12 protein-coding genes are annotated in these 12223 nt (G+C 71.9%); 3 read left to right on the top strand and 9 right to left on the bottom strand.

Annotated features, from left to right (window positions below; translation table 11 throughout):
* Positions 1-175: 175 nt before the first annotated feature.
* From ACYVG5_RS13175 to ACYVG5_RS13150, 6 genes are all read right to left on the bottom strand, one after another.
* Entirely contained in the window at positions 176-1291 is a 1116-nt protein-coding gene (locus ACYVG5_RS13175; RefSeq protein ID WP_222049653.1) for a sigma-70 family RNA polymerase sigma factor, read from the bottom strand.
* A 139-nt stretch (positions 1292-1430) separates the two neighbouring features.
* Positions 1431-2036 carry a hypothetical protein gene (locus tag ACYVG5_RS13170; protein WP_222049652.1) on the bottom strand — a complete coding sequence of 202 codons (606 nt, stop codon included), beginning with the start codon at positions 2034-2036 and terminating at the stop codon, positions 1431-1433.
* Positions 2037-2172: 136 nt separating this feature from the next.
* Positions 2173-2505, bottom strand: a complete 333-nt coding sequence (gene csrA, locus ACYVG5_RS13165; protein WP_222049651.1) for a carbon storage regulator CsrA — start codon at positions 2503-2505, stop codon at positions 2173-2175.
* 151 nt (positions 2506-2656) lie between these two features.
* Positions 2657-3541, bottom strand: a complete 885-nt coding sequence (gene flgL, locus ACYVG5_RS13160; RefSeq protein ID WP_222049650.1) for a flagellar hook-associated protein FlgL — start codon at positions 3539-3541, stop codon at positions 2657-2659.
* Positions 3542-3545: 4 nt separating this feature from the next.
* A complete protein-coding gene (flgK, locus tag ACYVG5_RS13155) occupies positions 3546-4982 on the bottom strand; it encodes a flagellar hook-associated protein FlgK (RefSeq protein WP_222049649.1) in 1437 nt (478 codons plus the stop codon).
* Between the two features lie 73 nt (positions 4983-5055).
* Complete coding sequence (locus ACYVG5_RS13150; RefSeq protein WP_222049648.1) at positions 5056-5541, bottom strand: flagellar protein FlgN; 486 nt, start codon at positions 5539-5541, stop codon at positions 5056-5058.
* Positions 5542-5734: 193 nt separating this feature from the next.
* On the opposite strand from ACYVG5_RS13150, the gene ACYVG5_RS13145 reads away from it, so the two are divergent.
* Positions 5735-6673 carry a sigma-70 family RNA polymerase sigma factor gene (locus ACYVG5_RS13145; protein WP_222049647.1) on the top strand — a complete coding sequence of 313 codons (939 nt, stop codon included), beginning with the start codon at positions 5735-5737 and terminating at the stop codon, positions 6671-6673.
* A 16-nt stretch (positions 6674-6689) separates the two neighbouring features.
* On the opposite strand, the gene ACYVG5_RS13140 is transcribed toward ACYVG5_RS13145, so the two are convergent.
* The 3 genes from ACYVG5_RS13140 to ACYVG5_RS13130 all read right to left on the bottom strand — a co-directional run bounded on the left by ACYVG5_RS13140 (position 6690) and on the right by ACYVG5_RS13130 (position 10008).
* The gene (locus ACYVG5_RS13140) at positions 6690-7880 is read right to left on the bottom strand and encodes a hypothetical protein (protein WP_460683242.1); all 1191 of its coding nucleotides are present in this window, start codon (positions 7878-7880) and stop codon (positions 6690-6692) included.
* Between the two features lie 144 nt (positions 7881-8024).
* Positions 8025-8840, bottom strand: coding sequence for a class I SAM-dependent methyltransferase (locus ACYVG5_RS13135; RefSeq protein ID WP_222049646.1), 816 nt, complete (start codon positions 8838-8840; stop codon positions 8025-8027).
* Positions 8841-8904: 64 nt separating this feature from the next.
* Complete coding sequence (locus tag ACYVG5_RS13130) at positions 8905-10008, bottom strand: glycosyltransferase family protein (protein ID WP_222049645.1); 1104 nt, start codon at positions 10006-10008, stop codon at positions 8905-8907.
* Between the two features lie 267 nt (positions 10009-10275).
* Here ACYVG5_RS13130 and ACYVG5_RS13125 point away from each other — a divergent pair, with 267 nt between their 5' ends.
* Together ACYVG5_RS13125 and ACYVG5_RS13120 are read left to right on the top strand one after the other, a co-directional pair.
* Positions 10276-11070, top strand: coding sequence for a flagellin N-terminal helical domain-containing protein (locus ACYVG5_RS13125; protein WP_460683241.1), 795 nt, complete (start codon positions 10276-10278; stop codon positions 11068-11070).
* Between the two features lie 197 nt (positions 11071-11267).
* Entirely contained in the window at positions 11268-12068 is an 801-nt protein-coding gene (locus ACYVG5_RS13120; RefSeq protein ID WP_460683240.1) for a flagellin N-terminal helical domain-containing protein, read from the top strand.
* Positions 12069-12223: the final 155 nt, after the last annotated feature.

The following is a 12223-nucleotide window of genomic DNA, read 5'->3' as shown; positions in this document are numbered from 1 at the left end:
GATATCGGCAGGTCGGCGGTCAGGTGGACCCGTGCCACGCCCGACTTTCCCCGGTCCCCACATGCAACGGGCCGGCCCACCGGCAGCTGCGGTGGACCGGCCCGGGGCCGGGTCAGGCCCCCCTGCAGGGTCCCGCCGCGAGCTTGCGAGCGGTGGGGGGCAGGGGGGTCCTTACTCAGCCGGCGAGCTCGGTCAGCCGCTCCTTGAGGGCGCGCTCGGCGCGGTCGGCGTGCACGTTCATGTTCCGCACGGAGGTGACCAGCTCGGCCGACAGCTGGGTCTTGGTCTTGCCACCCCAGGTGGTCAGGTACCAGGTCGCCCACCCCAGCACGTTGGGCTGGGCGGCCCGCTGGTCGCGGCGGGCGGTCGGGTCGGGGGCGCAGGCGGCGGTCAGGGCGTGCGAGAGCAGCGTCTGCTCCGCCTCACCCATGATCTCGTCGGGCACCTCGGAGCTGTCCGGCACGACGTACTCGACCGCGTCCGGACCACCGTCCAGGGAGTGCAGGTTGCGCAGCCCGTTGAGGGTGGCGACGGTCTGGGAGTTGCGGCGCAGGGTGGCCACGCTCTGGCCCATGAAGGCGGCCAGCTCCTTCTCGCTGGGCCGTCGCTGGTACTGGGCGGTGAACGAGGCGACAGCCTTCTGCTGCTTGTTCTCGGTGTCGGCGGCGGTCCGGCCGTAGGCGTTGCGTCCCAGGTCGTGTACCCACTTGGACAGCTGGGTGGCGAGGAACGCCCCGAACGGCACGCCCTTGGCCTCGTCGTACTGGCTGACGGCCTTGAGCACCCATTCGGCGACCTGCTGGTCGATGTCGTCGTTGTCCGGCAGGTGGAGCCGGATGGTGCTCATGTTCCGCTGCAGCCGCTTGAGGCTGGTGCGGGCGTAGTGCCGGCACAGCCCGTCCAGGAAGGCCGGCGGGAGGTCGCGCGGCGCGCGCCGGCGGACGTCGGTCTCCGCGCGCAGGCCCACGGTGGCGTAGCCGTGCTCGGCGCACCAGCTGCGGATCGTGCCGGCGAGGGCATCGGCGGAGCCGCAGGGCCCGTCGACCCGGTAGAGCCCGTCACCCTCGTCGTAGGTGACTGTGACGGCGGCCGGTAGCGCGGCCCGGAAGCTCGCCAGCGGCAGTTCCCGGTCGGCCCGGAAGTGCACCCGGTCGCGCGGCGTGATGGGGGCCGTCGCCCAGCCCTCGGCCTCGGGAAGGCCACCGAAGACGAGCGGCTCGCGCCGGCTGCGGTCGGTGTCGGTCGGTTGGTCGACGGTGCTGGGCACGGACGGAAACGAGGTGTGGGACACCGGTCCTCCTGAGGGGAAGTGCAGGTGGGCGTGGTGACTGGACGAGCTGGAACCGGGCGCACGGAGCGCCCAGTGGTCCGGCCCCGCTGCAGGGGCCCGCCGCGAGCTTGCGAGCGGTGGGGGGCAGCGGGGTCCTTCTTCAGACCCGGACGAGCTGGGTGCTGCCGCCGACCGGCACGGGCGCGGCCGACGGGCCGGAGGACTCGCCGCGGCGGGGCAGGGGGATGAACGGGCGCGGGGCGGAGACCGCGGTCAGCACACCGACGGCGGCGGCGCGCTCGGCCTCGCTCGGCTCCGCGACGTACACCGGCATGTGGTCGTACAGCCCGGTGAAGACGGCGTCGACGAAGCGGTAGGCGGCCTGGGCAGCGGTGGAGAACTTGGCGACCTCGGCCCGCGGCCCCAGGTCGATGCCCACGGTGACCCGGACGATCCGGTCGTCCTTGCTCAACCCGGCAAGGGCGAAGCCGACCGACTCGTGCTCGGCGGCCAGCGCGACCAGCGCGGCCAGGCACTTGCGGACGGCGGGACGGCGGGGCCGCAGCTGCACGTACACCACGACCGAGTCCGAGGCCTCGGCGTCGGTACCGGTGACCCGCCCGGTCGGGCGGACATCCGCGTCGACATCCGCGTCGACCCCGGGATCCACATCGGGACCCTCGAGGAACAGCGGCTCGGTCGCGCTCGTGCCGACGAGCAGGTCACCGGCATCGGCCGGACGGATCGAAGCTGCGTTGCGTGCCATCGTGACTACCCCCTGGTGTCGTGCTGTGGGGGAAGATTTGCGCAACCGGGGTCGCGCCACAGGCAGGACTCGCCGTCATGTGACTAGTGGTGCAGGCGAGATTCCGAATAGTTGAGGCGAATTCGGCTGGACGCTGTCAGTTCTTGCGAACCGCCTGGTCAGCGCGTGCCGGCTCTGCAGCGGCCCCGGCCGGGTCGGCGGTCACCGGCTCGGGCGCAGTGCCGGATGCCGGTGCCGGACTCGCGACAGGGGCGAACGCAGCGAGCGCGCCGGCGACGTCGGCGGCGACCTCCGCAGCCAGGGCGTTGGCCTCGGCGATCTGCTTGTAGACCTCTTCGCGGTGGATCGTGACCTCGCGCGGCGCCTTGAAGCCGAGGCGGACGGTGCCGCCGCGGACCTCGACGACGTAGACCTCGATGTCCTCGCCGATCCGGATGCTCTCGCCGACGCTGCGGGTGAGTGTGAGCATGAGTTGACCCCTCCATGGGTGTGTGACGGCCTCCGTGGCGCGACCCGCGTTCTACGGGCCCCCCAGCCCGCCGACCCCCGGAGGGGGTGGCGCGCTGCGTAACTCTCATCGGCAGGGTGGCCGTCGCGTGGGACGGGCGGCCACCCTGCCGTCAGCGCAGGAAGTCCACCAGACTCGGCTGGATGGCCTTCGACGTGGCCGACAGGGCAGCCTCGTACCCGACCTTCTGCATCTCCAGTTCCATGATGGTCCTCGGCAGGTCCACGTTCTCGACCTCGGCCAGCTGGGTCTTCAGCGTGAGCTGCAGGTCGGTGTTCACCTGCTCGGCCCGCTCCACCCGCGCCGCACGTGTCCCGACGTCGGCGGCCGCGACCAGCAGGCGGTTCATGACCTCGTCGAGCGCGGCCAGGTCCTTGGCGAGCTCATCGCTGTCGAGGGCCCCGACGTCCCCGGCGACCTTCTCGACGACGGCCAGCAGCCCGGTGGGCCCGTCGCCGAACGCCTCGGGGCCGGAGATGTCGATCCGGATCGACTCGCTGTTGGAGATCCGCCGGGTCACCTCGGCATCGGCCCGGCCGACGAACGTGCCGTCGTCGGCGTAGGCCCGCGACTCCGACGTGACACCTCCGAAGAGCGGCCGCCCCTGCAGAACGGTGTTGGTCAGGCCGAGCAGGCTCTCCCGGAGCCCCTCCACCTCCGCCTTGATACCCGCCGCGGCGGTCTCGTTCAGGGACCCGGTGTTCGAGGCCTGGACGGTGAGCTCCCGGACCTTCCGGACCTGGCTGAGCATCGACTGCAGCGTCGAGTCCGTGGAGTCCAGCCACGCCTTGCCGTCGGAGATGTTGCGCGCCTGCTGGGTGGCGGCCGCGGTGTCCGACCGGGTCTGCATGGCCCGGTTCGTCCCGGTCGGGGAGTCCGACGGTGCACTGATGGTCCGGCCGGAGGTGAGCTGCTGCTGCAGCTTGGCGATGGCCGCCAGGTTCTGGTTCAGGCCCTGGAGGCTGGTCTGGGCGACGGTGCGCTGGGTGATCCGCATCGGGTCAGCGCCCCACGAGCCCGGTGCGGTTGATGAGGGTGTCGAGGGCCTCGTCGATGGCCGTGATCATCCGCGCCGCGGCCGAGTACGCGTGCTGGAACGACAGCATGTTCGTCATCTCCTCGTCGAGGCTCACCCCGGCGACGGAGTCGCGGGCGCCCTCGACCTGATTGGTGATCACGCCCTGGATCTCGAGGTTGCGCGTGGCCACCCCTGCCACCACTCCGAGGCCGACGATGTTCTCCCGGTACTGGGCGTCCACGCCGGTGGTGCTCAACCGCAGCTGGTAGACGCGGTCGGCGTTGCCGCCGTCCAGGGACGGGTTGCCGGCGCCGTCGCGGCCGAGCAGCGCCGCGGCGATGCCGACCGGGTCGGTGATCGCGACCTGCAGGTTCTTGGCCGTGACCGGGCCGCCGTCACTGGTGGTCAGCAGCGGCTTCCCGGGGTTCCCGGCAAGGTCGTAGGCGAGCTCGCCGTTGGCCGGGTCGGGTCCGGCCTGCGCGCCGTTGAGCGTCGTCGCCAGCGTGGCGGCGACCCCGTCCAGCTGCCGCCGGTAGGTGGGGATCAGGTCGCTGAGCGCGTTCGCCTGCCCCTCGGCCGTGCCGCCCACCCGAACCGTCGTACCGCCCGGGGCGGTGATGATGCGTGGATCGCCCGCGGTCGCGGCATCGGGGTCGCTCGTCCCGGAGACGGCCAGCTTGATGACGCTGTTCCCCGAGACGACCGTGGTGCCGCCGACGGCCACGTTGACCGAGCCGTCCGGACCGGGCGTCGAGGTGGCCCCCACCTGCTCCGCCAGCTGGAGCACGAGCACGTCGCGCTTGTCGGCCAGCTCGTTGGCCGGGAGCCCGGCCTGGGTCGCGCGCGTGATCGACTGGTTCAGCGTGGCGATGGAGCCGATGGCGGCGTTGACGTCGGCCACCAGCGTGTCGAGGCCGGCCCGGGTCTGCTCCCACTGCTGGTCGAGGGCGGCTCGCGTGGTGTTCAACCCCGCGACCAGGGTCTCGCTGCGCTGCAGCAGCTGGCTGCGCGCGGCGAGGTCCTCCGGGTGGTTGACCACGTCGCTCCACCCGGACCACATCTCGGAGAGCATGCTCTGGATGCCGGTGGTGCCCGGCTCGCGGAAGGCCATCTCGATCTGTCCCAGGGCCTCGCTCTCGGCGGTCAGCCGGGCCGAGTTCGCCCCTTCGACCTGGGCGCGGCCCTCCATGAAGGCGTCCCGGATCCGGATCACCGTGTCGGCACTGACCCCACCGCCGGTCCCGTCGCTGACCGCGTGGATCGCCGGCACCGTGCTACCGCCGATCGACTGCAGCTCGGCGCGCTGCCGGGAGTACCCGACGGTGTTGACGTTGGCGACGTTCTGCCCGGTGACGTCGAGTCCGCGCTGGGCGGCCCAGAGCGCCGTGCTCGCCGCGTTCAGTGCTGAAAAGGTGCTCACTTGGACTCCTCGCCGGCGCTCGTCGCCGGCGTTCGCCGGACTGCTCTGTGGAATGGTGAGCTCGCACGCTCCCTCACAGTGCACCGTCCAGGGTGACCGACCGGTAGGCGTTCCCCGCGGCTCGTCCGGACTGGGTGTACGTGCCCGCCGCCGATGGGCGGCCGTTGAGCAGCACCTCGCCGATGGCGGCCAGGCCGCCCTCGATGAGCTCCTTGTTGGCGTCGGAGAGGCTGCGCAGCTCGGTGACGAGCGTCAGCAGGTTCTCGTGGTGCTTGGCGTACAGATCGCCCCACGGCGCGGGAGCGACCTCGGCCAGCTGGCGCAGCGACGGGTTCGCCGACAGCCCCAGGCGGCCGGCGATCTGCTCGGTCGCTGCCGCGCGCTCGACCTCGAGGGTGCGCAACTGGTCCAGGACGACCTCGATCTCGTGTGCGATGCGCGCCAGCCAGCGGGTCTTGCCGGTGAGGATCAGGTACTGCTTCTCCTCCGCCTTGAACAGGAGCAGGTCGAGCAGCTCCTGCTCTCGCCAGAGCAGCGTCGACAGGTGCTGGTGGTCCATGCCGGCCGCCTCCCTTCATGTCGTGGAGCGGGACGCACCCACCGGTCGGCGGGGGCTCGCTGCCATCCCCATCGGCATCGCCGGGAGGCGGATCAAGCCGAGTGCACCGCGCTTCGCCGTTCTTCCTCCCGCCGGGGGCGATTTGTGCCGGGAGGGGGTCCGATCCGGCCTCGGGTCAGCCGAGAAGGACGTCGTGACCACTGTCCGCCTTCCGGCGAGCGAGCGACTCCGGCCCGACGTCGATGCGCTGGTGACCACCCACCTGCCGCTCGCCCAGTTCGCCGTCAACGCGGTGGCCTCGCGCATCTCCCTCCCGAGCCACGTGAGCAGGGACGACCTGCTCTCCGCCGCCCATGTCGCGCTGGTCGAGGTGGCCCGGCGGTTCGACTCCGCGGCCGGCGCGACCTTCGCCACCTACGCCCTCCCCCGCCTCCAGGGCGCGGTCCTCGACGAACTGCGCTCCGGCGACTGGGCCAGCCGCTCGGTGCGGGCCGCGGCGCGGCGCACCGACGCGGCCGCCGACGCCCTGACCGTCTCGCTGGGACGCCCGCCCACCAAGGGCGAACTGGCTGCCAGTCTGGGCGTGAACCGCAAGGAGATGGACTCGCTGCAGGTGGACCTGCACCGCGCGGTGATGGTGAGCATCGACGCCGAGACCGGCACCGACGGGAGCTCGCTGGACCTGCCGGCGACCGGCGACTCCCCCGAGCGGGCGCTGCTGCGCAGCGAGCGCGCCCGGTGCCTGCACGACGCCATCCGGGCGCTGCCCGACCGGCTGGACGAGGTGGTCGAGCGCAACTTCTTCGGCGACGAGTCGCTGACCGACATCGCCGACAGCCTGGGTGTGACCCTCTCCCGGGTCTCGCAGATGAGGGCCCGCGCGCTCATCCTGCTGAACGCGGCGATGAACGAGATCTGGGAGGGCCGTCCGGTCCCCGCCGACGGCGGCGTCCGCGCCCGCAACCAGCAGCGCGCCTACGTCGACCGGGTCGCGAGCCGCGCGCCGGCTCCCGCCATCCCTGCCCCGGCCCCCCGCACCCCACAGCCGGCACCGGTGAGCGCCGCCGCGCTCTCCCGGGCCCGCAAGGCCTGGCCGGTCGGCGGTCGCGGGGCGGCAGCCCGGTCCGCCTGAGCGCCGCGGGCCGACCTCAGCCGGCCGACGTCGCGGAACCTTCCGGGGACGGCAGCTCACCGGCCGGGTCGAAGTGGGCCAGGAACTCCTCCACGGGCCGGCTGAACCAGCGGTGGGCTCCGCGGACGACGGCCTCGGGCCAGTCCCACCAGGCGACGCGCAGCAGACGGCCGGCGGTGTCCTCGTCGAACCGCCGGCCGATGGGCCGCGCCGGCACACCCCCCACCACGGTGTACGGCGGCACGTCCGCGACCACGACGGCGCCGGCACCGATCACCGCGCCGGTTCCCACGGTCACCGCGCCGGCGACCATGGCGCCGTAGCCGATCCACACGTCGTCGCCGATGGTCAGCCGCTCACCGTGGCTCCCCGCCGGGGCGTCGTCGTAGGCCTCGTCCGGCACGAGGATGCCGACGGGGAACGTCGACGCCGATCCGGGGCGGTGGACGCCTCGGATCACCACGTCCAGCTCGTCGCCCGCATCGTCGAGGACCCGGCCGGTCGACAGGAACAGCCGCACGTCGTTGGCGATCGAGCAGTAGGCGCCGATCTCGATCTCGTCGGGCGGGAAGTACGTGAGCACGACGGTCCCCGGTGATGCGTAGGTGGCCGGCCCCACCCGGAAACGGCCCGGTGGCACCTGCACGTGCCCGCCGATCTGCCGCCACTCCCGGATCCGGACGCGCTGCGCCCCTGCCCCGGACACGGATCGGATCGTCGTGCTCCCGGACCGGGCCTGCCGGACGAACGCCGGCACGGGGTCCACCCCGGCGCTCGCCCCGTCGCGCAGCCACGCCGCGCGCAGCGCGGGCACGGTGCCCGCCGTCACCACGGCGTGGGGCGCCGGATCCTCCGACGCCGCGAGGACGACGTCGCCGGATACGAGAGCCGCCTGGAACAGGTTCCACAGCGATTCCGGCCGGGGCGCCGACTCGGTGCCCCCGAGCCAGAGGAGGTCCCCGCGCGCCAGCTCGGCCCCCATGAGGAGTGCCTCGGCCCGATCGGCCCCCGGGAAGTCGACGACGGTCGCGCCGTCGACCCGTTCCAGCAGCTCCCCCACCACCGGGTCCGACGAGCTGTCGACGATGACGACCTCGACGTCGTGGCCCTCGGCGGCGACCCGCCCGACGGCGGCGACGAGCCCCTCCAGCACGGTCGCGACTGCCTCGGCGCGATTGTCAGCGACCAGGACAGCACTGAGTGTCATGGCGGGGATCGTAGGCGCGGGCCCTCGTCCGGACCGCTCCGACTCGGGGACTGCTCGCGGCGCACCGGAGGGGCCGGACGACGACGGCGGCCTCCCCGGGATGAGGAGGCCGCCGTCGCATCAGGCACGGAGGAGCAGGGCGGGCTAGCGCTCGAAGGAGAACCTCCGCGCGCCGCCCTCGTCCGCGGTCGCGGGCACGGTCGCGGGTACGGCCTGGTGGACCCGCAGCGCCGACCAGTCCTGGACGGCGAGCGCGGACGCCAGCGAGCCGGCCGGAACCCGGCCCGCCCGCTCGTCCACCAGCGTGGTCCACCACTCGCAGGCCAGCAGCTTGGCCGGGTCGACGGCCTCGGTGCGCAGCCGCACCCGGTCGGGCAGCTCCTGCGGGTCGGCCGCCTCGAGCATGGCGGCCTCGACGGCGCGGTAGTGGTCGACCAACGTGGCGGAGCCGGCGTCGGGCAGGAGCACCACCACGGTCCCCGTCGGGGCCGTGTCCACCTCCAGCACCACCAGGTCCGGTCGCAGTGCCTTCAGCACGTGGGTGACCTTGAAGACGTCGCCCGTCCAGGCGATCGTGTGCCGGTCCCGCGCGGCCTCGTCGACGTTCCGCGGCAGCATGTCGTCGAAGACGATCACGCTGGTGGGGGTGGAGTACGCCTCGACGTAGATGTAGTCGCGGAGGGCGAACTCGGCCCAGTGCATGCCGTCGATGAAGGCGAAGTCCAGCGGGTCGCCGCCGAAGCGCTCGCAGGGGTTGTGGTCCCGGAAGTAGTCGTCACTCGTCGCCCGGACCAGCTGGATATCGGTGTCGAGCTCGGCGGCGATCGAGTAGGCAGGGTCGATGCCGATGCTGGGCACCCGCGAGAGCGACAGGCTCACGCCGGCATCGGTGCCGATCTCCAGGTAGTTGCGCGGGCTCAGGCGCGCGTGCAGCTCGGCCAGCAACTGGTGTCGTTCCACGGTGGTCCTCCTAGCTGGTGCGGCTCATGGGGGCGGGCGGCGGGCGGACCGCCGCCGGTGGTGCTCAGGCCAGGACGGCCTGGGGGCGGGATGCCGGTGCGCCCACGCGCCGGCTGCGCGCGCGGTTGTCCCGCGCCTGCCGCCAGGCGGCGACCCACGCCTCGGCGGTGTGCTCGGTCAGGTGACCGGCCAGCACCTTCTCCCGGTCGGCAGCGGCCAGCTCGCGTCGCCGGTCCGGGTTCTCGATGCCCGAGGTGATGAAGGTGGCCCAGTCGCGCGGTGACCGCGCGCGGCGCCCCAGGCCCAGCCGCTCGTACTCGGCGCTCGGCGACCGGACCGCGTAGATGCCGCGTGCGGCGTACTCGAGGACCTTCAGCCAGCTCTTGGAGGTGTTGAAGCGGTCGTCCCGGAGCGGGGCCAGCCCGATGTCGAACAGCTCGCCCACCGTCCCGGTGTACTCCACCACGTCCCGGACCCACGGGACGACGGTCGGCTCCTCGGCCAGCCGGAGCCGGTCCTTGGCGTCGTCCGCCTGGCCCAGGATCACGAACCGGCTGCGCCCACGCGTCCGGTCGAGGGCCTGCTGCAGGCCCGACTCCATCACCTGCAGGTCGTAGGGGTGCGTCGCGACCGAGCCCGTCCAGCCGATCGTCAGCTCCTCGGGGTCGCGCGCGTAGGCGGGCGGCAGTTCGGCGACCCGGCGCGGGATCGCGTTGGGGATCACGACGCCCCGCCCGTGCGACGCGTACTCCTGCAGCAGGGCCGGGGTGGACACCGTCACCAGGTCGGCCTCGCGGGCGCAGGCCAGCGCGTGGCGATCCATCCCCTGCCGGACCAGTCCCGCGTGCCCGATGTGCCCGTAGGGCACCGCGGACAGCAGGTCGTCCATCTCCACCACGACGGCGACGCCCTGGGCCTGCAGCAGCCGCAGGCACTGCAGCATCGCCTCGGTCTTGGGCAGCTGGAGCACGACCACGTCGGCGCCCTGGGCATCGACCGCCTGCACCACGAGCTCGGTGCCGTCCGGGGACGGGACCATCGTGGTGGACAGGCCGCGGGTGACCGTGACGTCGACCCCCAGCCCCGCTTCCTGCACCGCCCGGGCCGGCTCGGCCATGCGGTAGTACTTCGAACCGGTGAAGACGGTGGTCGACATCAGCACGTTCATGTTCTGGGACGTCCTTCCGGAGCTCGGGCGGCACGTGGTGCCAGCCATCCCGTGCGGAAGGGCCGGCGCCTGGCGGCATGACTCCGGCCGACGAGGGCGGAGGGGCACGGCCCAATCATCGGCGCCCGACCGCCGCACAGTGACCGGGGACGGAATCCGGCCTCGGCTCAAGTCCGGCCGGCTCCCGGCCGATGGGAGAAGAGCAATCCCCGCCAGCACGGATGCCAGCGGGACCAGAAGAAAGACCCCATTCCAAGGAGGAACACCATGGGTCTCAGCGTCAACACCAACATCGCGGCGATGAACTCCTACCGCAACCTGTCGGTCACCGACGGGCAGATGGGCAAGTCGCTGGAGAAGCTCTCCTCCGGCTTCCGGATCAACCGCGCCGCCGACGACGCGGCCGGCCTGGCCATCTCCGAGGGTCTGCGCTCGCAGATCGGTGGCCTCAAGGTCGCCGCCCGCAACGCGCAGGACGGCATCTCGGTCGTGCAGACCGCAGAAGGCGCCCTCACCGAGGTCACCTCCATGCTCCAGCGCATGAACGACCTGACCGTCCAGTTCGCCAACGGCACCCAGAACGCCGACTCGAAGGCGGCCCTGGCGGCGGAGTTCACCGCCCTCAAGACCGAGATCACGCGCATCCAGGACAACACCAAGTTCAACGGTGTCGCCCTGTTCGGCGGCGCCTCGGCCACGTTCCAGGTCGGCTACGCCAGCGGCGACACGATCCAGGTCGACCTGACCAAGGAGGTCGACGTCTCCGGCCTCACGCTGGCCAGCGGCGGAGGCTCGACCAGTGACGACGTCCAGGCGGTCATCACCAGCACCTCGACGATCCGGGCGAACCTCGGTGCGCTGCAGAACCGGTTCGAGCACACCATCAACAACCTGAACGTCACGGTGGAGAACCTGTCCGCCGCGGAGTCGCGCATCCGCGACACCGACATGGCCCAGGAGATGACCAACTTCTCCCGGACCCAGATCCTGAGCCAGGCCGGCACCGCCATGCTGGCCCAGGCCAACCAGTCCAGCCAGGGCATCCTCAAGCTCCTGGGCTGACCGGTACGCACCACCTGAGCATCACCCGGTGAGGGGGGAGGCAGCCGCCTCCCCCCTCACCGGCGTTCCGGGGGACCAGCGGGAATCCGGCTTCGGCTCAAGTCCGGCCGGGTCCCGGCCGATGGAAGAAGAGCAATCCCCGCCAGCACGGATGCCAGCGGGACCAGAAGAAAGACCCCATTCCAAGGAGGAACACCATGGGTCTCAGCGTCAACACCAACATCGCGGCGATGAACTCCTACCGCAACCTGTCGGTCACCGACGGGCAGATGGGCAAGTCGCTGGAGAAGCTCTCCTCCGGCTTCCGGATCAACCGCGCCGCCGACGACGCGGCCGGCCTGGCCATCTCCGAGGGCCTGCGCTCGCAGATCGGTGGCCTCAAGGTCGCCGCCCGCAACGCGCAGGACGGCATCTCGGTCGTGCAGACCGCAGAAGGCGCCCTCACCGAGGTCACCTCCATGCTCCAGCGCATGAACAACCTCGCCGTCCAGTACGCCAACGGCACCCAGAACGCCGACTCCAAGAAGGCCCTGTCGGAAGAGTTCACCGCCCTCAAGACCGAGATCGGCCGAATCCAGGACAACACCAAGTTCAACGGTGTCGCCCTGTTCGGCGGCGCCTCGGCCACGTCGTTCCAGGTCGGCTACGCCAGCGGCGACAAGATCGACGTGGACCTCTCCAAGAAGATCGACGTCTCCGCCCTCACGCTGGCCGGCAGCGGCGCCGTCTCCAGCAGCGACGCCGTCCAGGCCAAGATCACCGAGGCGTCGACGAACCGGGCGAACCTCGGTGCGCTGCAGAACCGGTTCGAGCACACCATCAACAACCTGAACGTCACGGTGGAGAACCTGTCCGCCGCGGAGTCGCGCATCCGCGACACCGACATGGCCCAGGAGATGACCAACTTCTCCCGGACCCAGATCCTGAGCCAGGCCGGCACCGCCATGCTGGCCCAGGCCAACCAGTCCAGCCAGGGCATCCTCAAGCTCCTGGGCTGACCGGTACGCACCACCTGAGCACCACCCGGTGAGGGGGGAGGCAGCCGCCTCCCCCCTCACCGGCGTCCCGGCCGAACGCACCGGCCGGCGCGGCCCCACCCACCGGGATGAGATCGGAACGAGTTCCCGGTTCGGGTCAAGAACGTCCGGCCGCG

The sequence above is a fragment of the Modestobacter lapidis genome, assembly GCF_054780755.1.
The sequence above is the reverse complement of the archived record's forward strand: the minus strand, read 5'-3'. Positions and strand labels throughout refer to the sequence as shown.

What these genes read in the sequence shown, in the direction of transcription:
- ACYVG5_RS13170 (WP_222049652.1), bottom strand. Translation starts at nt 2,036, where the DNA reads ATGGCACGCAACGCAGCTTCGATCCGTCCGGCCGATGCCGGTGACCTG.
- ACYVG5_RS13140 (WP_460683242.1), bottom strand. Translation starts at nt 7,880, where the DNA reads ATGACACTCAGTGCTGTCCTGGTCGCTGACAATCGCGCCGAGGCAGTC.
- ACYVG5_RS13125 (WP_460683241.1), top strand. Translation starts at nt 10,276, where the DNA reads ATGGGTCTCAGCGTCAACACCAACATCGCGGCGATGAACTCCTACCGC.
- ACYVG5_RS13120 (WP_460683240.1), top strand. Translation starts at nt 11,268, where the DNA reads ATGGGTCTCAGCGTCAACACCAACATCGCGGCGATGAACTCCTACCGC.
- ACYVG5_RS13150 (WP_222049648.1), bottom strand. Translation starts at nt 5,541, where the DNA reads ATGGACCACCAGCACCTGTCGACGCTGCTCTGGCGAGAGCAGGAGCTG.
- ACYVG5_RS13130 (WP_222049645.1), bottom strand. Translation starts at nt 10,008, where the DNA reads ATGAACGTGCTGATGTCGACCACCGTCTTCACCGGTTCGAAGTACTAC.
- flgL (WP_222049650.1), bottom strand. Translation starts at nt 3,541, where the DNA reads ATGCGGATCACCCAGCGCACCGTCGCCCAGACCAGCCTCCAGGGCCTG.
- csrA (WP_222049651.1), bottom strand. Translation starts at nt 2,505, where the DNA reads ATGCTCACACTCACCCGCAGCGTCGGCGAGAGCATCCGGATCGGCGAG.